At 52.8% G+C, this 22,178-nt stretch carries 24 protein-coding genes; 17 read left to right on the forward strand and 7 right to left on the reverse strand.

From position 1 onward, the window contains the following. Nucleotides 1-48: 48 nt before the first annotated feature. Nucleotides 49-480: a ferric iron uptake transcriptional regulator gene (gene fur / locus ACMYR3_RS13915; protein WP_424192535.1), complete on the reverse strand. Its 432-nt coding sequence runs from the start codon at nucleotides 478-480 to the stop codon at nucleotides 49-51. Nucleotides 481-580: 100 nt separating this feature from the next. Here fur and ACMYR3_RS13920 point away from each other — a divergent pair, with 100 nt between their 5' ends. The 7 genes from ACMYR3_RS13920 to holA all read left to right on the forward strand — a co-directional run bounded on the left by ACMYR3_RS13920 (nucleotide 581) and on the right by holA (nucleotide 7,936). Next, entirely contained in the window at nucleotides 581-1,069 is a 489-nt protein-coding gene (locus ACMYR3_RS13920) for an outer membrane protein assembly factor BamE (RefSeq protein ID WP_424192536.1), read from the forward strand. 81 nt (nucleotides 1,070-1,150) lie between these two features. Beyond that, nucleotides 1,151-1,948, forward strand: coding sequence for a 4-hydroxy-tetrahydrodipicolinate reductase (dapB, locus tag ACMYR3_RS13925; protein WP_424192537.1), 798 nt, complete (start codon nucleotides 1,151-1,153; stop codon nucleotides 1,946-1,948). Nucleotides 1,949-2,054: 106 nt separating this feature from the next. After that, nucleotides 2,055-2,732: a MotA/TolQ/ExbB proton channel family protein gene (locus ACMYR3_RS13930; protein WP_424192538.1), complete on the forward strand. Its 678-nt coding sequence runs from the start codon at nucleotides 2,055-2,057 to the stop codon at nucleotides 2,730-2,732. Nucleotides 2,733-2,798: 66 nt separating this feature from the next. Next, on the forward strand, nucleotides 2,799-3,260 hold the full coding sequence (locus ACMYR3_RS13935) for an ExbD/TolR family protein (protein ID WP_424192539.1): 462 nt from the start codon (nucleotides 2,799-2,801) through the stop codon (nucleotides 3,258-3,260). Nucleotides 3,261-3,503: 243 nt separating this feature from the next. Further along, a complete protein-coding gene (gene leuS, locus ACMYR3_RS13940; protein WP_424196523.1) occupies nucleotides 3,504-6,227 on the forward strand; it encodes a leucine--tRNA ligase in 2,724 nt (907 codons plus the stop codon). A 124-nt stretch (nucleotides 6,228-6,351) separates the two neighbouring features. Next, complete coding sequence (lptE, locus tag ACMYR3_RS13945) at nucleotides 6,352-6,873, forward strand: LPS assembly lipoprotein LptE (RefSeq protein ID WP_424192540.1); 522 nt, start codon at nucleotides 6,352-6,354, stop codon at nucleotides 6,871-6,873. A gap of 13 nt (nucleotides 6,874-6,886) precedes the next feature. Continuing rightward, a complete protein-coding gene (holA, locus tag ACMYR3_RS13950) occupies nucleotides 6,887-7,936 on the forward strand; it encodes a DNA polymerase III subunit delta (protein WP_424192541.1) in 1,050 nt (349 codons plus the stop codon). 53 nt (nucleotides 7,937-7,989) lie between these two features. Here holA and ACMYR3_RS13955 read toward each other — a convergent pair whose 3' ends face one another. Beyond that, nucleotides 7,990-8,352, reverse strand: coding sequence for a DUF805 domain-containing protein (locus ACMYR3_RS13955; protein ID WP_424192542.1), 363 nt, complete (start codon nucleotides 8,350-8,352; stop codon nucleotides 7,990-7,992). A gap of 150 nt (nucleotides 8,353-8,502) precedes the next feature. Here ACMYR3_RS13955 and ACMYR3_RS13960 point away from each other — a divergent pair, with 150 nt between their 5' ends. Then, a complete protein-coding gene (locus ACMYR3_RS13960; RefSeq protein ID WP_424192543.1) occupies nucleotides 8,503-8,910 on the forward strand; it encodes a DUF1801 domain-containing protein in 408 nt (135 codons plus the stop codon). A 73-nt stretch (nucleotides 8,911-8,983) separates the two neighbouring features. Here the strand turns inward: ACMYR3_RS13960 and ACMYR3_RS13965 are convergent, their stop codons facing one another. Next, nucleotides 8,984-9,733 (reverse strand): SDR family oxidoreductase, encoded by a 750-nt coding sequence (locus tag ACMYR3_RS13965; RefSeq protein WP_424192544.1) that lies wholly within the window; start codon nucleotides 9,731-9,733, stop codon nucleotides 8,984-8,986. 123 nt (nucleotides 9,734-9,856) lie between these two features. On the opposite strand from ACMYR3_RS13965, the gene ACMYR3_RS13970 reads away from it, so the two are divergent. The 4 genes from ACMYR3_RS13970 to ACMYR3_RS13985 all read left to right on the forward strand — a co-directional run bounded on the left by ACMYR3_RS13970 (nucleotide 9,857) and on the right by ACMYR3_RS13985 (nucleotide 13,842). Next, nucleotides 9,857-10,540 carry a TetR/AcrR family transcriptional regulator gene (locus ACMYR3_RS13970; protein ID WP_424192545.1) on the forward strand — a complete coding sequence of 228 codons (684 nt, stop codon included), beginning with the start codon at nucleotides 9,857-9,859 and terminating at the stop codon, nucleotides 10,538-10,540. 108 nt (nucleotides 10,541-10,648) lie between these two features. Further along, complete coding sequence (locus ACMYR3_RS13975) at nucleotides 10,649-11,929, forward strand: glutamate-5-semialdehyde dehydrogenase (protein ID WP_424192546.1); 1,281 nt, start codon at nucleotides 10,649-10,651, stop codon at nucleotides 11,927-11,929. Nucleotides 11,930-12,038: 109 nt separating this feature from the next. Continuing rightward, nucleotides 12,039-13,088, forward strand: coding sequence for a serine endopeptidase (locus ACMYR3_RS13980; RefSeq protein WP_424192547.1), 1,050 nt, complete (start codon nucleotides 12,039-12,041; stop codon nucleotides 13,086-13,088). Nucleotides 13,089-13,227: 139 nt separating this feature from the next. Beyond that, nucleotides 13,228-13,842: a hypothetical protein gene (locus ACMYR3_RS13985; RefSeq protein WP_424192548.1), complete on the forward strand. Its 615-nt coding sequence runs from the start codon at nucleotides 13,228-13,230 to the stop codon at nucleotides 13,840-13,842. Between the two features lie 30 nt (nucleotides 13,843-13,872). On the opposite strand, the gene ACMYR3_RS13990 is transcribed toward ACMYR3_RS13985, so the two are convergent. Next, nucleotides 13,873-14,400 carry a DUF1993 domain-containing protein gene (locus ACMYR3_RS13990; protein ID WP_424192549.1) on the reverse strand — a complete coding sequence of 176 codons (528 nt, stop codon included), beginning with the start codon at nucleotides 14,398-14,400 and terminating at the stop codon, nucleotides 13,873-13,875. 74 nt (nucleotides 14,401-14,474) lie between these two features. Here ACMYR3_RS13990 and ACMYR3_RS13995 point away from each other — a divergent pair, with 74 nt between their 5' ends. The 3 genes from ACMYR3_RS13995 to ACMYR3_RS14005 all read left to right on the forward strand — a co-directional run bounded on the left by ACMYR3_RS13995 (nucleotide 14,475) and on the right by ACMYR3_RS14005 (nucleotide 16,911). Continuing rightward, a complete protein-coding gene (locus ACMYR3_RS13995; protein ID WP_424196525.1) occupies nucleotides 14,475-14,897 on the forward strand; it encodes a CopD family protein in 423 nt (140 codons plus the stop codon). Nucleotides 14,898-14,924: 27 nt separating this feature from the next. Further along, the gene (locus ACMYR3_RS14000; RefSeq protein ID WP_424192550.1) at nucleotides 14,925-15,305 is read left to right on the forward strand and encodes a VOC family protein; all 381 of its coding nucleotides are present in this window, start codon (nucleotides 14,925-14,927) and stop codon (nucleotides 15,303-15,305) included. A 262-nt stretch (nucleotides 15,306-15,567) separates the two neighbouring features. Continuing rightward, nucleotides 15,568-16,911, forward strand: a complete 1,344-nt coding sequence (locus tag ACMYR3_RS14005; protein WP_424196527.1) for a THUMP domain-containing class I SAM-dependent RNA methyltransferase — start codon at nucleotides 15,568-15,570, stop codon at nucleotides 16,909-16,911. Between the two features lie 56 nt (nucleotides 16,912-16,967). Here the strand turns inward: ACMYR3_RS14005 and ACMYR3_RS14010 are convergent, their stop codons facing one another. The 3 genes from ACMYR3_RS14010 to ACMYR3_RS14020 form a co-directional block, all read right to left on the reverse strand. Continuing rightward, nucleotides 16,968-18,758, reverse strand: coding sequence for a pyrroloquinoline quinone-dependent dehydrogenase (locus tag ACMYR3_RS14010; protein ID WP_424192551.1), 1,791 nt, complete (start codon nucleotides 18,756-18,758; stop codon nucleotides 16,968-16,970). A 134-nt stretch (nucleotides 18,759-18,892) separates the two neighbouring features. Continuing rightward, complete coding sequence (locus ACMYR3_RS14015; RefSeq protein ID WP_424192552.1) at nucleotides 18,893-19,741, reverse strand: substrate-binding periplasmic protein; 849 nt, start codon at nucleotides 19,739-19,741, stop codon at nucleotides 18,893-18,895. Nucleotides 19,742-19,863: 122 nt separating this feature from the next. Beyond that, nucleotides 19,864-20,607, reverse strand: a complete 744-nt coding sequence (locus tag ACMYR3_RS14020) for a 2OG-Fe dioxygenase family protein (protein WP_424192553.1) — start codon at nucleotides 20,605-20,607, stop codon at nucleotides 19,864-19,866. 166 nt (nucleotides 20,608-20,773) lie between these two features. On the opposite strand from ACMYR3_RS14020, the gene ACMYR3_RS14025 reads away from it, so the two are divergent. Then, on the forward strand, nucleotides 20,774-21,340 hold the full coding sequence (locus tag ACMYR3_RS14025; RefSeq protein WP_424192554.1) for a TetR/AcrR family transcriptional regulator: 567 nt from the start codon (nucleotides 20,774-20,776) through the stop codon (nucleotides 21,338-21,340). A 168-nt stretch (nucleotides 21,341-21,508) separates the two neighbouring features. Then, nucleotides 21,509-22,147, forward strand: a complete 639-nt coding sequence (locus ACMYR3_RS14030) for a glutathione S-transferase family protein (RefSeq protein ID WP_424192555.1) — start codon at nucleotides 21,509-21,511, stop codon at nucleotides 22,145-22,147. Nucleotides 22,148-22,178: the final 31 nt, after the last annotated feature.

The following is a 22,178-nucleotide window of genomic DNA, read 5'->3' on the forward strand; positions in this document are numbered from 1 at the left end:
CAATACAAAATAAACCATACTCCCTGTAAATTATAAAATTAGGATTATTTACAGCTTGCTTTTATATTCGCAGTTTTCTTTGAGACAGTTACCATACAGTGACAGGGCATGCTCCTGAATGGAAAAGCCCCGATCCTTGGCAATCTGCACCTGCAGGCGCTCAATCTCAGGTGCATAAAACTCTTCCACCCGACCACATTGCAAACAGACCAGATGGTCGTGATGAGAGCCTTCATTAAGCTCAAAAACCGCCTTGCCGGTTTCAAAATGGTTGCGACTCAACAAGCCCGCCTGCTCAAATTGGGTCAGGACGCGATAGACTGTGGCCAGGCCGATGTCGAGGTTTTCGCCCAGCAAAATGCGATACACGTCTTCGGCTGACATATGGCGCACGCTACTGTTCTGGAAGATTTCCAGCACTTTCAAGCGCGGTAAAGTGGCTTTAAGACCGATACTTTTCAGTTCATTGGGATTGCTCATTGACCGATTCCATAGAAAGACAGACCAGCCTGATGCCGACAAGATGCATCAGGTCGTTTACACTTGCAATTTTTCGATTTTACTTGGGGCACACACCCAAATGATGAATATTCCTTCTAAATTATTTTCTCGCACTTTTGTCCTGCTTGCAGGCTGCCTGATCATCGTCCTGTCGGCGCTCACTTTGAGCGGCTGCTCCTACTTCAATCAGGGGACGGGCTATATCGCCAATTCGGTCACACCATACCGGATTGACATTATCCAGGGCAACTTCATTTCCCGCGAAATGGCCAGCCAGCTCAAAACCGGCATGTCACGCGACCAGGTCCGGTTTGTCCTGGGCACACCGCTGGTGACCGACATGTTCCACGCCGATCGCTGGGATTATGTGTTTGCCTACCGTACCGGCTCGGGCAAAAACAAAGGTCAGATCGAGCAGCATAATCTGGCCCTGTTCTTTGAAGGCGACCGGCTGGCGCGCTACACCGCCACCGAGGACCTGCCGACCGAAGCCGAGTTTGTCGAGCGCATCGACGCTTCGCGCCCCAAGGCACGCACTTCCATCTGGGGCAATCTGTTTGGCTCTTGATGTGGCCAATCGTGCCACGTCAACGCTTAACTTGCTTTACCCATTAAATTTGTCATCACCTCGCTACAACAAGGCCAATCCATGAAATTTGCCATCGCTGGCGCCTCCGGGCGCATGGGACGGATTCTGATTGAAACCGTTCTCGACACGCACGACGCCGAACTGACCGGCGCACTGGATTTACCCGACAGCCCGGCCATCGGCCAGGATGCTGGTGCCTTTCTGGGCAAAAACACCGGCGTGCTGATTTCTGCCGATATTGAAGTCACGCTCGCCAAAGCCGAGTTTTTAATCGACTTTACCCGTCCCGAAGGCACCCTCAAACATCTTGCCGCAGCCGAAAAAACCGGCACCAAGCTGATCATCGGCACCACCGGCTTTAGTCCCGAAGAAAAAGTGGATATTGCGCTGGCCAGCAAAAAAATCGCCATCATGATGGCGCCCAATATGAGCGTGGGCGTGAATGTCACTTTAAAGCTGCTCGAAGTTGCCGCCAAACTGATGGCGACGGGCTACGATATTGAAATCATCGAGGCGCACCATCGCCACAAGGTGGATGCGCCCTCCGGCACGGCCCTCAAAATGGGCGAAGTGATTGCCGACACACTGGGTCGTAATCTCAAGGATTGCGCCGTGTATGGCCGCGAAGGCATCACCGGCGAACGTGATCCTTCCACGATTGGCTTTGCCACCGTACGTGGCGGCGACATTGTGGGCGACCACACAGTGCTCTTTGCCGGTACTGGCGAGCGCGTTGAAATCACTCATAAATCCTCCTCCCGTGTGACTTACGCCATCGGCAGCCTGCGTGCTGCGCGTTACCTCAAAGGTCGCGCCAATGGCCTGTTTGACATGCAGGACGTATTGGGGCTGAAATAAACCGGGCGGCGGATAGCTCGACCACCGGCATGGCCGCCGCTTTCAATTTGTCGAATAGTTTTGCTGAACCATTGCTGCATCATTACTTAACCAAATCAGGTCATCCATGAACAACGCGCTGGGTTTTAATCATTTTTGGGAATCGGGCGACGGCGTGTCGCGCACCGTTGGCATTTTGCTGCTCATCATGTCCATCCTGTCCTGGTGCTTCATTTTTGCCAAGGCGCTCGCCTTTTTAAAAATTCGCGGCATCAACCGTGATGCGCCCGGCGCTTTCTGGAATGCCCCCACCCTGGCCGATGGCGTGGCCGCCGTCAAACTACAGGATAACGAAGGCCTGTATGCCCCCATCGCCGACGCGGGCGTCAACGCTGCCAGCCTGGCCTTGAGCAAAGGCAGCCTGAATGCCGAAGTCGCTCCCGACGAACGGATTGTGCGTGCCTTGCGCGGCGCGATTGCCAATGGCACCCGCAAGCTCGAATTCGGTCAGGTATTTCTGGCTTCAGTCGGCTCCACGGCGCCCTTTGTGGGTTTGTTTGGCACCGTCTGGGGCATTTACCACGCGCTCATTTCCATTGCCGGTGAAGGCCAGATTGCCATCGACAAAATCGCCGGCCCGGTCGGTGAAGCCCTGATCATGACCGCCGCTGGCCTCGCCGTGGCGATTCCCGCTGTGCTCGCCTACAACATCTTTGGCAAACTGGTCCGCCACACAGTGGAAGAACTGGAAGGCTTTGCCCACGACCTGCACGTGTTTCTGATCCACAAGATCAAAAACAAATAGGGTCAGAGTCAAATTAATTCGGGCAGAAATCAGCAAGTAACTCAGTCAGCACTCAGCGGAGCAGACATGGCACTCGGACGACTCGACAACCCCCGCGCAGCACAGCCAATGAGCGAGATCAATATGACGCCGCTGATTGACGTGATGCTGGTACTGCTGGTGATCTTCATCCTCGCCGCGCCCGCACTCACGCGCTCGCTCAAGCTCGACTTGCCCAAGGTAGCCGCCAGCGCCACGCCCGATACCACCAAGTTGATTGCGATCAGCATCGACGCCAGCGAAAAATTGTTTCTCGACAACCAGCTCATCAATGTTGAAGATCTCAACACCCGTTTCATTGATGCCGGCAAAGCCACCGGTCCTTCCGGCCCACCCGACGTGCAGATTCGCGCCGACCAGAATGTGCGCTACAAAGCCCTCGCCGAAATCATGAGCATGGCGCAAAAAGCCGGTTTAGCGCGGATTGCGTTGGTGACTCAGCAGCCTGTGGCGGAAAATAATGATGCAGCCAAACCAGCCGGCAAGTAAGGATTGACTGCAAACTTAGCAGACAGCAAGCCAGCAGCACGGCGCAAAGTCGACAGCGCGCCAATCCCTCGGTAAAGACCGCCGCAGCGGTTATAATTTGCGGCTTTGCGCCTTGATGCGCAGCTCACGCATCTGATCGTGTCATTGCTCACTGGATGACCAATAACCTTAACGATGATTTGAGCCGCGCCAATTGACAGCAACCCGACTCCACTTAGCCGACACGTTTCCCTCATGACTTCCATGCAAGATAAATACGACGCTACCGCCGTTGAACAGGCGGCGCAATCCCACTGGCAGGCCATTGATGCCTACCGTGCCGTTGAAAATGATACACGCTTTCCCAAGGGCAAATACTACGCCTGTTCGATGCTGCCCTATCCTTCGGGCAAGCTGCATATGGGCCATGTGCGCAACTACACCATCAACGATGTGATGTATCGCTATTTGCGCATGAATGGCTATAACGTGTTGATGCCAATGGGTTGGGATGCGTTTGGCATGCCGGCCGAAAATGCGGCGATGGCCAATCAGGTGCCGCCAGCTGCCTGGACTTACGACAATATCGCCTACATGAAGAAGCAGATGGGCGCGATGGGCCTGGCGATTGACTGGTCACGCGAAATTGCGGCCTGCCAGTCCGACTACTACAAGTGGAATCAGTGGCTGTTTTTGAAGATGCTGGAAAAAGGTGTCGCCTATAAAAAAACCCAGATCGTTAACTGGGATCCGATTGACCAGACTGTTCTGGCCAACGAGCAGGTGATTGACGGCCGTGGCTGGCGCTCCGGTGCGCTGGTTGAAAAGCGCGAGATCCCGGGCTATTACCTGGCCATTACCCAATATGCCGAAGAACTGCTGAAAGATCTGCAACCACTTGGCTGGCCCGAACGTGTGAAGATCATGCAGCAAAACTGGATTGGCAAATCCACCGGCGTGCGCTTTGCCTTTCCACACACCATCAGCAACGCCAGTGGCGAGTTGATCAACGACGGCAAGCTGTATGTGTTTACCACGCGTGCCGATACCATCATGGGCGTGACCTTTTGCGCGGTAGCGGCCGAGCACCCACTGGCCACCCTGGCGGCACAAAGCAATCCGCAACTGGCCGCTTTTATTGAAGAATGCCAACAGGGTGGTGTGGCCGAAGCGGACATGGCCACCATGGAAAAGAAAGGCATGCCAACCGGCTTGCTGGTCACCCATCCCTTGACTGGCGAGCAGGTGGCCGTGTGGGTAGGTAACTATGTGCTGATGAGTTATGGCGATGGCGCGGTGATGGGCGTACCCGCCCATGATGAACGCGACTTTGCCTTTGCCAAAAAATATGGGATTGCCATCAAGCAGGTGATAGAACGTGGCTCTTCTGATGGTTTTGGAGATGGAACTGGTTATGGCGGCGGCACAGGTTCAGGGGCAGGAAGCGGTAATGGTACTGGTTCAGACGAAGCGATAACTTCTTTTACTGCAAATCATTGGCAAGAATGGTACGGTAATAAATATGTAGGTGTTTGTATAAACTCCAGTAAGTACGACGGTCTAGGTCATCAGGCTGCAGTGGACGCCATTGCCGCCGACCTCGCGGCCAAAGGTCTGGGTGAAAAGAAGATCACCTTCCGTCTGCGTGACTGGGGGATTTCGCGCCAGCGTTACTGGGGCACGCCGATCCCGATCATTCATTGCGATGACTGTGGCGATGTACCCGTGCCCGAGCAAGACTTGCCCGTGGTGTTGCCAGAAGACCTGATTCCGGATGGTTCAGGCAATCCACTCAACAAGTGCGACGCCTTTTTGAATGTGCCCTGCCCCAAGTGTGGCAAGCCAGCGCGCCGCGAAACCGATACACTCGACACGTTTATTGATTCATCCTGGTATTACATGCGCTATACCAGCCCGGGTGCAGGCACCATGGTCGATGCGCGCAATGATTACTGGATGCCGATGGATCAGTACATTGGCGGGATTGAACACGCGGTCTTGCACCTGCTCTATGCACGCTTCTGGACCAAGGTCATGCGCGATATGGGTCTGCTCAAGTTTGATGAGCCATTCAGCAACTTGCTCACGCAGGGCATGGTCTTGAATGAAGTGTTTTATCGGGAAGACCCGAGCGGCAAAAAAACCTGGTTCAATCCGGCCGATGTGGATGTCCAGCACGACGACAAAGGTCGTCCGGTGGGCGCCACCTTGCGCAGCGATGGCCAGCCGGTGCAACTGGGTGGCACCGAAAAAATGTCCAAGTCGAAAAACAATGGCATTGACCCGCAAGCCATCATCGACCAATACGGTGCCGATACCGCCCGCCTCTTTACCATGTTTGCCGCACCGCCCGAACAGACTTTGGAATGGAGTGAATCTGGTGTGGAAGGCGCGAGCCGCTTTTTGCGTCGTGCCTGGACCTTTGCCCACAAGCACAGCAGCCTGATTGGCACTGCACCGGCCTTGAGCAGCGTGTCCTTAAGCGATGCCCACAAAGCCTTGCGGCGAGACATCTACAACACGCTCAAGCAGGCTGAGTTTGACTTCAAGCGTCTGCAGTACAACACCGTGGTGTCGGCCTGCATGAAAATGCTCAACACCCTGGAAAGCGCCAAGCTTGATGACAGCCCAGCCAGTGCCGCCGTGCTGGCCGAAACCCTGTCGGTGTTCATTCGCGTACTGTATCCAGTCACACCGCATATTGCGCATGCCATCTGGACTGGTCTGGGATACGACCAGGCGTTTGGCGATATTCTCAACGCGCCTTGGCCGCAAGTGGATGAAGCTGCACTGGTGCAAGACACCATCGAGCTGGTGGTACAGGTCAATGGTAAATTGCGTGGCAAACTGGCGGTAGCCGCCAGCGCCGACAAAGCGGCGATTGAAGCCGCCGCCTTGGCCGATGAGCATGTACAAAAATTTGTGGCCGGTGGCACGATCAAAAAAATCATCGTGGTGCCGGGCAAGCTGGTCAATATTGTGGTGTAGTGGCGCGCCTGCCGGTGCGCTGTTGCAGCAGCGTGCCAGTTGACTGGGTCGCCATTCAAGCTTAAATATACTCATATAGAGTATATTTTAAAGCCTAATATATACGCACTTAAGGACAGTAAAAATGAATATACCCCCTGTTTTTTCTTTAAAACTGTGGAAATTGAGTGCGGCGCTGGTGCTCCTGGCGACACTCGCCGCTTGTGGTTTTCAGCTGCGGGGCACGGCCAATTGGCCATTTAAAACGCTCTATATCGGGCTGCCCGACAACTCGCAATTGGGTAATGAACTGCGCCGTAATATTCGTAATGGCACCACCACCCAACTGGTGGAAGACCCCAAGGAAGCCGAAGCGATTTTTGAGCTGATTAACGAGTATCGCGAAAAAGTGGTGCTCACGCTCAATGCCGCCGGTCGGGTGCGTGAATATGAGCTGCGCTATCAGATCACCTTTCGCGTGCACAACGGCAAGGGCCAGGAATGGCTGCCCGCCACCACCTTCAAACAAAAACGGATTCAGACCTACGATGAAACCGTGGTGCTGGCCAAGGATAACGAAGACGTGATCCTCTACAAAGACATGCAGCACGATATGGTTGATTACATCTTGCGCCGCATGAACGCCGCCAAGCTGGCCGAACAATAAGCCGCCTTCTCACATGCAACTGCGGGCCGATCAGCTCTTCACCCATCTCAAGTCTGCTGCCGCACAGGACGGCAAGGACAAGCTGGCCGCCATTTATGTGCTGCATGGTGACGAGCCGCTGCAACGGCTTGAATGCGCCGACGCCATCCGCAAAGCCGCACGCACACTGGGTTTTAGCGAACGCATTGTGCTCCAGGTGGAACGTGGGTTTAGCTGGAACGAGCTGATTGCCGAACAGCAATCACTCTCCCTGTTTGGTGATAAAAAAATTGTCGAGCTGCACATCCCCACCGGCAAGCCCGGTAAAGATGGTGCCAGCACCCTGCTCGACTATGCCGAGTTGGCACGCCATAACCTGGACGTCGTCACCCTGATCTTTTTACCGCGCCTTGATAGCGCCACCCAAAAAGCCGAATGGTTTGCCACCCTCAGCCGCATCGGCATAACGCTGCGCATTGATCTGGTTGAACATAAACAGATGCCCGACTGGATCAAGCAGCGCCTGCTCCTGCAATACCAAAAAGCCGATCACGAAACCCTGCAATTTTTGGCGGATCGCATGGAAGGCAATCTGCTCGCCGCGCATCAGGAAATCATGAAGCTCGGCCTGCTCTACCCGACCGGCCCGCTGAGCATGGCACAAGTGCAAGCCGCCGTGCTCGACGTGGCACGCTACGATGTTTTCAAACTCAATGAAGCCATGCTCGGTGGCGACCCGGCGCGACTCATGCGCATGCTCGACGGCCTGCGTGGTGAAGGTGAAGCCGAAGTGCTGGTGCTCTGGGCCATGAGCGAAGAAATCCGTACGCTCTATAAAGTCAAACAAGGCCTCGCCCAGGGCAAACCCCTCATGCAACTCCTGCGCGACCACCGCGTCTGGGGCCCGCGTGAACGCCTGATCGAGCCCGCTTTAAAACGCCTCACCAGCCATCAACTGGAAGACGCCCTCATCACCGCCGCGCAAATCGATCGCCTCACCAAAGGCATCAAAGTCCCCAACCTGCCCGCCAGCGCCTGGGATGCCATGCGGGAATTGGGGTTACGGGTGGCGCTGGGGCGGTGAGATAAGCTTCAGCAATAGCACTGATTATTTTAATTAGCTTATTTAAATTTTCATTATTCCTTCGGATTAGCCCCATATTCATTCGCTCCTGGCTGACTATCCTGAAAAAAGAAAACAATCAGGATGATCGTGCCCACAATCGGCAACATGGAGAGCAGCAGCCACCAACCGCTTTTGCCAATATCATGCAATCGTCGGATGCTTACCGAACTAGATGGTATCAACATAACCAAAGTAAAGACGGCTTCCAATAAGCCAATTGGTACTATCTCATTACTCAAGCCAAGCAAGGTATCCACAAAACCTAATCCGATACTGATCAGCAAGTAATAAAGTACAAAATACCAATATTCGCTGCGCCGTGAGCGGCCAGAGAAATCACCAAATTTTTTAAGTGCCAGTAAAAACCAATCCATATTCGCCCCTCTTTGTTATCACTGAAAAACACACTATCGACACGCTTATTGTGCACGCTATGCTACGCACTCTGTTTCAGAGCAAATAATAAGCCTCAATAAATCGGTAGAGTGTGTGCCAGAACAAAAATCACGCTGACTGATTCAACCATGCTTCCCATTACTCACCCCCAAGTTGCCAGCAAGTTTGCCAGTTACCCACCCCTCATGCGCGACAAGCTATTGGCTTTGCGTGAGCTGATTTATGCGACTGCTGCGGCCACCACCGGCGTGGGCGAGCTGGAAGAAACACTCAAATGGGGAGAACCCGCTTATCTCACTTCAGCCAGCAAGAGCGGCAGCACCATCCGGATTGACTGGAAGCCCAAACAGCCTGAGCAATATGCGATGTACTTTCATTGCCAGACCAATCTGGTCGACACGTTTCGCACCCTGTTTCCCAACGACTTTCATTTTGTTGGTCATCGCAGCATCGTGTTTGATACGGATGAGGTCGTGCCACACAAAGAACTGGCTTACTGTATTGCGATGGCGCTGACGTATCATCTCAATAAATAAAAACAGGTGGTCATTGATGCATGACCACCTGTTTGCTTATCGTGCTGATACAAAACTTTGATTTAGGAAACGCTTAAATCGTTGCTGAACCACCATCAATCAAAAAGTCTTCACCCACGATGTAGCTTGACTCATCACTGGCCAAAAACACCGCAAGCTTGGCAATTTCATCGGCCTGACCAAAACGTCCTGCCGGTATGCCCGATTTGATCTGCTCAGCCATTTGTCCCACGGCTTCGCTCGGTAAACCAAGCTTGCCAAAGATGGGCGTCTCGATCGGGCCTGGGCTGATGCTGTTGACACGTACTCCACGGCCAATCAATTCTGCCGACAGTGAGCGTGCCAATGAGCGAACTGCCGCTTTGCTTGCTGAATACACTGACATGCCTGCCATACCTTGCTGAGCAGCGGTCGAGCTGGTCAACAGAATGCTGGCTGGATTGCGTAACAGCGGCAACAGCTTTTGCACAGTAAAGATGACCCCTTTGACATTGACATCAAATTGCTCATCAATATGAGCCTCATCCACGTCTGTCAGTGGCGACACCTTGGCAATGCCCGCATTGGCAAACAGGATATCCAATCCACCAAATTCACTTTGCAGCCGAGTAGCCACGGCTTGCATGTCTTCTGCGGATGAAACATTGGCACGGATGGCAATCACGCCTGCACCCAATTGCTTTGCGGCTTCCGTCACACGACCGGCATCTTGTCCGGTAATGGCGACGCGCGCGCCTTCCTTTAAAAACTGTTGGGCAGTAGCAAAGCCAATACCGGTTGTACCACCGGTAATTAATGCAGTTTTGTTTAATAGACGAGCCATGGTGTCACTCCTGAGAATTGATTCATTAAGAAAAAGACGGTGCTTTGAATAGAATTCTGTACCGCTTGGTAAATAATATACCAAGCGGTACAATAATCGCAATGATTTCTTTTTTAATTTTTTATGAATAGCTCTCGCGGACGGCCGCGCACCTTTTGTACCGATACGGCACTCGATAAGGCCATGGCAGTTTTTTGGAAGCACGGCTTTCAGGGTGCCTCTCTGGCCGAGTTGACAGCCGAGATGGGTTTGAACAAGCCGAGCCTGTATGCGGCCTATGGTGACAAGGAAGCGCTGTATCTGAAGGTATTGGCGCGTTATGCCGAACAATATGTCAAAACCTGTCTGGCCAAACTGGACGCCGAAGCGGATGTCAAACAAGCTGTCGGTGCTTACTTACGTTCGGTGGTGGATATGCAGACCAATCCCGAATTGCCGGGCGGCTGTTTAATTTTGAAAAGTGCGGGCGAATGTAGCAGCACCTCATCACAAGCACTCAATGATGCGCGCCAGGTTGTCATGCAATTAAATCGCACCAAACTGCAGGAGCGACTGGTGCAAGCTCAAGCTGAAGGGCAACTCACTGCAAGCACCCATATTGACAACCTGGTCGACCTGTTTTTGACCATGGCCAGTGGCTTTGCCATCATGGCTCAGACGGGTAGCAAGTACGAGCAACTCGACACGGTGATTGAAACCGTACTAAAAATGTGGCCTGTGGCAGCGCTCAAGCCAACATCGCGAGCGCCTGAGGCTCGATTACCACCTCGCAAGGTTAGCAAGAAAAAGCGGGTTTCCAATAAGTAGCTGCCAATCAGAACGAATCTAAAAAGCCAAGAATAGGGCAGCAGAGTAAAATCATGGTTTATTCATTTGCGTAGATGGTACGCAAAGCTTTTATCGCAACGACCCCACATGAATCAGATCAATATTAAAGAATATATGCAGCTGGTTGGCCAGCAGGCACGACAGGCTTCGCGGGCGATGGCGAAGGCCCCGACTGCGGCCAAAAACATGGCCTTGTTGCAGATTGCCAAAGCGATTCTGCGTGACGCGGCGGCCTTGCGTGCAGCCAATGAACAAGACCTAGCGGCGGCCCGCGCCAATGGTCTGGACGCAGCCATGCTGGATCGGCTGACCTTGTCCGATAAGGCCATTGCCACGATGGCTGAAGGCCTGGAGCAGATTGCCAAATTGCCCGACCCGATTGGTGAAATCAGCAATATGAAGTTTCGTCCTACTGGCATTCAGGTGGGGCAGATGCGCGTACCGCTGGGTGTGATTGGCATCATTTACGAAGCGCGTCCCAATGTGACGGTGGACGCAGCGGGTTTGTGCATCAAGAGCGGCAATGCCACCATTTTGCGTGGTGGCTCGGAAGCGATTCATTGCAATCAGGCGCTGGCCAAACTGGTCAAGGAAGGTCTGGCGACAGCGGGCTTGCCGGAGGAAGCCGTGCAAGTCATTCAAACCACCGACCGCGCTGCGGTAGGCGAGCTGATCACCATGCCGCAATATGTGGATGTGATCGTACCGCGTGGTGGCAAGGGACTGATTGAGCGGCTGATTAAAGAATCACGCGTGCCGATGATCAAGCATCTGGATGGTATTTGCCATGTGTATGTGGATGATCGGGCCGACCTGAGCAAGGCGCTGCCAATTGTTGAAAATGCCAAGACGCATCGTTATGGCACTTGCAACACCATGGAAACTTTATTGATTCAACAAGATGTACCGGTCAGCTTTTTTGCCCAGATTGGCGCGATGTATCAGGCCAAAGGGGTTGAGCTGCGCGTTGATAGCGCTGCTCGCAGCAAGTTTGCCGAAGCCGGCATTAACCATTTGGTTGAGGCCACTGAAGCCGACTGGCGCACCGAATATCTGGCCCCGATTCTGGCCGTGAAGCTGGTGGCCGATATGGATGCCGCGATTGAGCATATCAACACCTATTCATCGCAACATACCGATGCGATCGTGACGGAAGACTATAGCCGCGCCCTGCGATTTTTGCGCGAAGTGGATTCAGCCAGTGTGATGGTCAATGCTTCCACCCGCTTTGCTGATGGCTTTGAATATGGCCTGGGCGCGGAGATTGGCATTTCCAACGACAAGCTGCACGCCCGTGGTCCGGTTGGTCTGGAAGGACTGACCAGCCTCAAGTATGTGGTGCTGGGCAGCGGCCAAATACGAGAATAAACGGTTGGCTTAGTGCCCAGATAGCCAAAGCCAAATAAAAAGGTGGAGTGACACTGGTCCTCCACCTTTTTTTATATACTGCAAGCCATTCAATCAGGGAGACCCACTCATGAGCAAGTCCTTACGTTTGTCCGAAAAATGGTTTCGTCGTGGACTATGGGTAGTCGCCTTTATTTTTGCAAGTTTTTTGATCGGGCTGGGCAGCACGATTGTTGAAGATCTTCCGCAGGTTGAACATCAATACAGCACCGAAGATTTTCTGGATAAGCAGGCCGCTGCGCCACTGCGTGCCGAGATTGATCAGGCGCGTAAAACCGTCAAGCAGGCCAGTGATGCGCTGGAGCAAGCCGAGCTCAAAGCTACCACGGCGCAAACCAATTATCAAAGTGCCCGCGAAACTTTTGATAACTGGCTGGCAACCCGCCAAGCCACCGGTCGGCCGGATCAGGATACCGAACTGATCAAACGGACCGAAGCACTGGACGCCATCAAGGCCGCTGAACGCAGCGCACAAGAGGCGATGGAACAGCAACGCCAGATTGATCTGGATGCACGCCAGGTCGAAGAAAAGGCACAAGCCAAACTCAATCTTCTGGAAGACGCCGCACGTGAACAACTCTGGCAGATAGAGCGCAAGCAGGAGCTGCGCGTGTTTGGCTATCGACTGATGCTGACCCTGCCTTTGTTGGGCATTGCCGGCTGGCTCTTCAAGAAAAAACGTCAAAGCACCTATTGGCCGTTTGTCTGGGGCTTTATCGGTTTTGCGCTGTTTGCGTTTTTTGTCGAACTGGTGCCCTACCTGCCCAGCTATGGCGGCTATGTGCGCTATATCGTAGGCATTATTGTGACGGTGGTAGTGGGACGACAGGCGATTGTGGCACTGAATCGATATCTGGCTCAGCAAAAACTGGCCGAGCAGTTGCCCGAAGAACAGCGTCGTGATGAACTCAGCTACGACCTGGCTTTGACCAGACTCTCCAAAGGTGTGTGCCCGGGTTGCGAACGTAGCGTTGATCTGAAAGATCCCGCCAATGATTTTTGCCCGCATTGCGGCATTGGCCTGCATGACAAGTGTGGCCAGTGTGGCACACGCAAAGGCGCATTCGCACGCTTTTGTCATTGCTGTGGCACACCTGCCAAGCACAATCTGCCAGCCTGATGGGACTAGGGAAAACCACGAGTAAGTTTTTAACGAGAATGGCGACCAAGGCGCTAGTCTGTTGATAATCGAGAGGGAAGCAGCAGCGACAAGGCCTCATCCATGCAATGAGGCCAATCACACTACTTGGAGACGTATCATGGCGAGCGCAAAAGCAGCATTTTCTCAACGCATCCAATACCCATGGCGCAAGGTCTTGACTGGTTTGCTCATGATGGCAATCGGGCTGGGTACTAGTCTGACCAGCCAGGCACAAATGCCGATGACAGGCACCAAAAAAATTGTGCTCAGCAATACCCAGGGCGAACGCGAAGTGATTGGCACGATTGCCTTTGACAAAGCCGTCAATGGCAAAACACCTTTCAAGATTGAGATTGATCCCAAGCTGGGCGAATACTTTTTGGCAATGCGTCCATTCCGTTGTCTGTCGGGCGAAAAGCAGCGACTCTGCTGGTTTCCAGTCCAAAAGATGGAACAGGTGATTACGCCCGATAATCTGGTGGCGCTGGAATACGCGCTGATGTTCATGAAGACCGGGCCAAAGGACTTGCATATCAACCCATTCAACGGTGAATACTACAAACTGGAATGGACTGAGAAGGGCATCAGCGGCAAGGTGTTTGATGTAGACATGGACCCCTTCATCACGCCTGGCGCCGTGCCGCCCGCCAAACGTGAGCGGCCGGTCACCTACAAGGATATCAGCGAGGCGGATCCCAAATCACACTGGCTGCCAAATTTGAATATTGAATAAACCGGTCTGACTGCCGGTTTCCAACAACACTTAAACTGGCTCACCCAGATAATCGGGCTTGACCAACGGCACACCGTTGTGACGCAGGATGTCATAGGCGGTGGTGGCATGAAAGAAAAAGTTAGGCAGCGCAAACCTGAACAGATAATCATTGGCGGTCGCAAAGCTCATGCTGCGCTCTGGCCCCAATGGCACGGTCAATGAACGGTTTTCCATGCCTGCAAAGGTGCTGGGGTCAATACTTTCAAGCAAGGCCACCACCCGCGCAATACGCTGCTGCAGTTCGGGAAAAGTGGTTTCTGTATCCTCAAACTTGACTGGGTCGGTCGCGGTGCAGCGTGCCGGAATATTTTTGGCAAAATCACACGTCACCTGAATCTGTTTGCACAGATTGAACATATTGGGATACAGACGCGCCTGCAGCAAGGCCTGGGGATCAATCTTATGCGCTTCGCAATGGGCAACCGTCTTGTCAATGGTTTGCGACAGCGCCGTCAGCAATTGCTGAAGCACAGGGATACTGGCCTGATAGGTGACAGGTTTGATTGCATTACTCATGGCTTGCTCCTCATGGTTATCCAAGTAGAATGGCTGATATTAAGCCTTCATTCATTTTTTTACACGATACGCTGATGCTCTGGATCAAAGCCTTTCATATTGTCATGGTCACCTCCTGGTTTGCCGGACTGTTTTATCTGCCGCGCATCTTTGTTAACTTGGCGATGGAAACCGAACCTGCTGCCAGACAGCGCCTGCTCATCATGGCACGCAAGCTTTACCGATTCATGTCACCGCTTTCCGGGCTGGCGATTGCTCTGGGCATGGTGCTCTGGCTGTATTACGGGATTGGCCGTGCACCGGGTAATGGCTGGCTGCATGCCAAGCTGGCGCTGGTGGTTCTGCTGATCGGCTATCACCATGCATGCGGTGCGATGCTGCGCAAATTTGAAAAAAATGAGAACAAACGGAGCCATGTCTTCTATCGCTGGTTTAACGAAGCTCCAGTTTTGCTGTTATTTGCCGTAGTCATCTTAGTTGTCGTCAAACCTTTTTAATCAATACACTATTACGATGGAGACTCCATGACCCAGCACCCTGACCATATCATCAGCTGGTTTGAAATTCCTGCCACCGACTTTGATCGTGCGGTCGAGTTTTATGAAACCCTGCTGGGCGTGACGCTGATTCATCAAAATATGGATGGCAATCTGCTGGGTGTCTTTCCGTTTAAAGACGGTCAGATTTCTGGCTGCGTGTTATCCGGTGCCAAGGCCGTACCCAGTGAAACCGGCACCGTGGTTTATCTGAAAGCCCTGCCCAATCTGCAAACCGTACTGAGCCGCGTCGATGACGCCGGTGGTTTGATCATCAAAGCGGCTACCCCATTGCCAAGCGGTAAAGGCTTGCATGCACAAATTATTGATAGCGAAGGCAATCGCGTCGGACTGTTTTCCTATTCCTGATTCAGCTCAGTTTCTGTTCAGCCTTCAGCTTGATCCAGAGCATCGACCGGTGCGCAAGCACCGTCAGCGCACAGCCAATCACGTTGCACAACACCGGTGGCATGCCCTCGGGTAAAATATAGTCTAGTAGTGTATTTAAAAAGGACTAATAAATACGCACTTAAGCTAGTTAATTAACTATATACCCCATACCAGTACCACTCAAAACTACTGCGTATTGCCATTTCAGGGCTTGCCAATGTCATCTGCCGTACCCCGTTCCATGAGCGCCGCCACCAGCAATTCCACTGCTGGCGCACTTTCCTTTTTTTGTACCTGCCCGCGTGGGCTGGAAGGCGCATTGAGCGAAGAGCTCAAAGAGCTGGCCGCTCGTTTTACGATCAACGTCCACCAAAGTGTACCTGGTGGCGTGCATGTTTCTGGCAACTGGATCACCGCCTTTGCCATCAATTTACATAGCCGGATTGCCAGCCGCGCGTTGCTGCGAATTGCGCATGGCCGCTATACCAAAGAATCCGATATTTTTGATCTGGTGTTGCAACAGCGCTGGGAAAACTGGTTTACCGCCCGCCATACCCTGCGGGTTGATGTCACGGCGATCAAATCGCCCTTGCGCAGTATTGAGTTCATCACCTTAAAAATCAAAGATGCCGTGTGTGACCGGCTGCGCGATAAAACCGGCGCCCGTCCATCGGTGGACACCCAGTTTCCCGATGTGCGCGTACAAGGTTTTTTAGATGCCACGCATGCCACCATCTATCTGGACACATCAGGGGAAGCCCTGTTTAAACGTGGCTGGCGTAAAGCCACTGGCGATGCGCCATTGCGGGAAAACCTTGCCGCAGGCTTGCTGCGGCTGGCCAAATGGTCACCCGGCCAAGTTCTCTACGACCCATTTTGCGGTAGCGGCACGATCATCATCGAAGCCGCGCAAAGTGCCCTGGGCATTGCCCCTGGCGTCAATCGAAAATTTGGATTTGAAAAACTGCAAGGCGTGCCACTCACCGACTGGCAAACCATGAAAGCCGTGGCAGTGGATCAATTACATCAACCCCAATCTGCCGATCTGGGTATTTATGGCAGTGATATTTCTGGCGATATGCTGACCATGGCACGAGAGAATGCCCGCGACGCGCATATTCAGATTGCGCTGCCCTTCAAGCAGGTCGATGCGCGCTTTGTCAAACCCCCACAAGCGCTGGCCGAAGGCCAAAGTGGCATTATGCTCAGCAACCCACCCTATGACGAACGGATTGCCCTGCGCGGTGGCACGGGTGGTGGTGCAGCAGATGCCCAGCACCGCGGCCGTCGTTCCGCCAAGGATATTTTGGCCGATGATGATGAAGTCTGGGGACTCAAACCGGAAGCCATTGAAGCCGCACGCGCTGCCGAATCTACCGAGCAGCCGGGCTTTTATGCCGAATTTTCCAGCACCCTCAAAGGCCAGTTTGCCGGTTGGCAGGTTTATCTGTTTACTGCTGACTTGCAGGTTCCCAAGGCATTACGCCTCAAGGAATCCATGCGCACACCCTTGTTTAATGGCGCCATTGAATGCCGTTTATTTCGCTTTGAAATGGTCAAGGGCGGCAATCGACCGGCCAATTAATGGGCAGGCCGATGCGTTGTTGATTATTTGAAATTTCAATATCAAGTTGGGACCGGCTACTTCAAGGCAAAGACCGTGAGCTGATCACCTTGCGGGTAGCCATACAAATGATTGCCACCAGCCACCACCGCCACATATTGAACACCATCAATTTCATAGCTGATCGGCGGTGCATTCACCCCTGCGGCAAACTGGTATTGCCAGAGCGGTTTACCATCAGTCGCATTGATGGCATTTAAAGTGCCATCCCCCTCCCCCATGAAGACCAGATTGCCTGCGGTTGCCAGCACGCCACCAATCAAGGGCTCCTTGGTCTTGTATTGCCAGGCCATATGGCCGGTGGCGAGATTCATGCCGACCAGCACGCCCCAGCGAGGTTCATCCATGGCCGGCTCCATGCTGGTGTAATGCAGAGCGGGCTGATCACCACTGGCAGGGGTTTCATGCGCGGTATAAATTACTGGCCAATGGCTTGCAGCCAGATAGGCCATGGCATGGCGCTGATCGACCGACATGGGCGACCAGTTGACCCCGCCAATCACGCCCGGATTAATTCTGGTGCCTCCTGGCGTAGCGCGTTGAAACAGATTCTTTTGTGGCACAAAGGCTTCTGACTTGAGCAACAACTCACCGGTGGCACGATCGTGGATATACACCCAGCCCAGCTTGCTGGCTTGGGCCACTGCCGGAATTTTTTTGCCGTCACGTTCAAAATCAAGTAGCACGGCAGTACTCGCCACATCGTAGCCCCACAGATCATGCGGCACTTGTTGGTAATGCCAGCGCAGTTGGCCGGTTTTGATATCCAGCGCCACCAGCGAAGAGGTATAGAGATTGTCACCCGGACGAGAGGTATCTTCCATCGATGGTGCCGGATTGCCAGTGCCAAAGTAAAGCAAACCGAGTTTGGGATCAATCGAGGGCGTCGACCAGGCTGCACCACCACCATAGCGCCAGGCATCGGGATATTTTGCGGCCATGGCACGTTCATTTTTAATATCCCGCGGCAAGGCCACACCATCGGCGGTGGTGGCTGTATAGGCACCTTCCCAGCCCCTGGGGGGAACGGTATCAAATTTCCAGGCGCGCTTGCCAGACTCTACCTCATAGGCTGCCAGAAAGCCGGTCAAACCATAGTTACCCGCCATACCGACCACCGCCAAAGGCTTATCCTGATTAGGGTCAAGATGCAGGCCAAAAGCCACCCCAGTAATACCGATCAGCACCTTGCCTTCGTACAGCACGGGTGCCATGCCAATCCCAACACCAGTTGAGCCGATTGAGCTGGCTTTACTCAACTCTTCATTTTTATTGAGATTCTGAATATTTTCCGTGGCTGTTTTGACACCCTCAATCACATCAATATCCCAGATCTTTTCACCCGTTTTTTCATCCAGTGCGATCAGGCGCGCATCAACTGTGCCAATAAAGACCTTGCCATAACCCACTGCCACTCCGCGATTGGAAGGGCCGCAACAAAGCTTCCGATCTTTGCGACGCTGATGCTCGTAGCGCCAGAGCTGTTTACCGGTTTTGGCATCCAGCGCCACCACATGATTAAACGGCAGCGAAACATACATCACGCCATTGACCACAATCGGCGTAGCCTGATAAGTGGCCTTGACACCGCTCTGATAAGTCCAGACCGGCTTGATTTTTTCAACATTGCCCGCATTGATCTGCTGCAAAGGTGAAAAACGCTGATTATCATAGCCGCGCCCAAAGCTCGGCCATTCCGTGTTGGCAACGTGTGCAATCCGCTCTGTCACCGAGTCTGCCAGCGCCGTGCAACTGCCCGCCAAGATGGCCAAGCTGAGCAACAGCCTTTTGAGTGAATGATGATGCATGATTTCTCCTCGATTTTTATATCGTATAAGCAACAAAAGACGAGCGAAGACACCAAGCAGGTCGCTCGTGATGCGTTCAACTTTGAAAATGAGCGGCCAGTGAGACAACTGGCCGAGTGGCTATTGCTGTGCGCTTATTGCGGTGAAATCCGGGTCACCGCATGCTGCTTGAAAATACGGTCGAGTGTGCCGTCACTGCTCATATCGCTCATGGCTTTTTGCAATAAGGCCTGTAACTCAGACTGATTGGCTGGCACGGCCAGACCCAGCTGCCAGCCCGCCAGTGGCAAGCCTGCCAGGGGTGGTGGCACAGTCATGATGAATTTTTTACCGGTTGCCACCAGGATCGGTTCAACCTGGCTGCGCATACCAAAATAGCCAGCAATCCTGCCCTCCTCCAAGGCCTTCTGGGCTTCATCTGGCGAGCGAAAATGCACGACCTGATTACGCAAGCGGCCCGCATTGGAGGACAGCAAGGCCATCGACATGATGGAGTCACCCTCGGCACCAATCGTTTGATTGCCCACATCGGTAATCGCATCCAGCTTAGGTAGCAGTTCGGTATTGCGAACCGCAGCCATGGTTTCCCGATGATAGGGTGCAAATATCTTGACCTGTGGATTACGTGACATCAGCACCGAATCAACCGGCACATGCATCATCACATCGGCAGGCGGTGGTGCGATTGCCAGCGCCGAACCCTTCCAGACAATGGTACGTAAATCATTGTCCATATTATCGTCGGCGTCGTAACTAAATACATCGGGCTTTAGGTTTAAACGTTCGGCCAGTGCCTTGGCGATATCCACATCAATCCCCTCGCCATTGTCCGCATAGGGAGGAAAGTCTTTGTATACCCCGACACGCAAAGTGCCGGCACTGCGGATTTTTTCCAGGTCACGAGCTGATGATGTGCCATGCGCAATCAATAGCACCGCCGATAATGTCATACCCAATACCGATGTCAATAATTTTTTATTCATGTCATCCTCCTCTTGATTGATCAACAGTGTAGGAAAATATGGTCTGCGCGTCAGCAGTGAATTGCCTCTTCGCTACGGTCAAATTGCCCGCATTTGACTGCGTAATATACTGAGTCGTCGTTTTATGCTTGGGTAATGGTGCTGATGGTTCTGTATGTCACCACCAGCACATCGCGAAAGGCGGCCTGGCCCGGCTCAATGGGAATGATGGGGGTAACACCATGCATCGCCTGTCGATCATCGACCAGTGCGGTATCAAGGGCTTGTGTCAGCGTGAAACTGGCGAGTTGTCTGCCACTTAAATCATGAATGGTAGTCGTGCCACTTTGCACATTGACTCGATCAATCAGTGTCACCAACACCAGATCCACACCATCCCGATGCATTCCTTCCGGGGTAGGTTTGCCTTCGCCAAGGCTATTGGCATCAATACGAAATTGATGCACTTCGATATGTACCGCCGCTGGTGACACCAACTGACGAAACAGTCGCAAGCCATAGCCAATCAGCGCGCGCATGCTGGCACCTTGCATGATGGTTGATTCAATCGGCACAAAATAACGCGCTACGCCACCGTTTAATCGATTGTAAATCAATGATTGATAATGAGGTTGATGAGGTTGCAATTCAGCCTGCAAGCTCTGCACTTCTGCACGCAGCGTAGCGTAACGGCGGCGCCGATAGCGGCCACCATCCGCCATATAACTGTCTTCAGGCATGTTGTACCAGCTCGCCGAAAAAGCCGGCCAGTCATCCAGCGCCTGAGCATCAAGCTGCAGGAGTTGCTGACGCATGGCATAAGCGTCAACAAAATCAAAACCCTGTTGCTGGATTTTTGTGAGCGAAGTAGTCAATGGCAAAGTCATGATGATGATTCAGATTTCAGATAACCATTGTATGCTTCTGAGAAAGCATCCGTATGCATTTTCATACTGTGCTGCAATGTGTTTAAACCCCGTCAGTGCCGCACCGAGCTGAAAAGTGATACAGTGCCGTCATCTTGAATTGATAAGCTTTACTGTCATTACCATCATGTCTGCCGTTGCCTTGACCCGAGAAGAAATCCTGACCCGCATTGTGGCGACCTTTCGCCAACATGGTTATGAAGGCGCCAGTCTGGCGCTCTTGTCGGAAGCCACCGGGCTGGGTCGATCCAGTCTTTACCATCATTTTCCCAATGGCAAGGAGGACATGGCGAAGGCCGCTTTGGAATGGGTGCTGCAATGTTTTGATGAACTGGTGCTAGCGCCACTGCGTGCTACCCAGCAAACGCCGCTCAAACGCTTGCAGGCATGCGCCAAAGGATTGGCAGCTTTTTATGACGACGGCGCACGTTCTTGTCTGCTCAATATTTTCAGCATTGGTTCAGCAGGAAAACTGTTTCAGGATGAACTGGCGCTACGCACCCAGGGCTTGATCCAGATTTACACTGATATTGCCAAGGAAAGCGGCATTTCAGCCCGCGAAGCCAAACGTCGCGGTGAAAATGCGCTGATCGGTATTCAGGGTGCCCTGGTGATTTCGCGCACGATTGGTTCCAAAGAACCCTTTCTCAGATTGATCAAGGAATTTCCAGAGCAAATGCTGCGGCCTGAATAAAGGCAATGCTGACCACTTCTCATCAACGCAGTCCGCAGGCCCAGTTTTTTATATTTCAACTATTCAAGCTGCTTGACGGGCAGTTTTTTTTAAGCGATGATTCTGAACCGATCGTTCGGTTCAAGATATTCTCAAATCAATAATTCAACGACTTGAAGAGGAGTTCACATGTCATCCGCAAAACCCAGCCAGTCACTCAAATTTTATGATTTTGAAAAATCAGGTCATGCCCACCGCGCACGTCTCATGGCTTCGCTGCTCAATCTGCCTTACGAATTGATTCCAGTTGACTTGCTGGGTGGTGAGCACAAAAAGCCGCCTTTCCTGGCTATGAATCCTATGGGTCAAGTGCCGGTACTGGACGACAATGGCACGATTGTGTTCGACTCTACCGCAATCCTGGTCTATCTGGCCAAAAAATATGGCGATGAAAGCTGGCTCCCGAGCGACCCAGTTGGTGCTGCAATGGTACAGCGCTTTTTATCGATGGCCTCGGGTGAGGTATTTCGCGGCCCGTGCAGCGCGCGCCTGCATACCGTGTTTGGCATGAACTTTGATCATGCCGTGGCCAAAGCCAGTGCTTATCAATTCTTCGATCAACTCGATGGTTATCTGGCCAATCGCAACTTCCTGGCGACCGATCATCGTACGATTGCCGATATTGCTTGCTATAGCTACATTGCTCACGCACCAGAAGGTGATGTGTCTTTGGAGAAATACAGCAACATCCGCAACTGGCTCAAACGTGTTGAAGCACTGCCAGGATTTATTGCCATGCCCGGCACAAAAATCTGTCTGGCTGCGTAAACCGGCTTAGCAATACGCACTCACCACAATC

The sequence above is a fragment of the Ampullimonas aquatilis genome, from assembly GCF_049675895.1.
Lineage (GTDB): Bacteria > Pseudomonadota > Gammaproteobacteria > Burkholderiales > Burkholderiaceae_D > Ampullimonas > Ampullimonas aquatilis.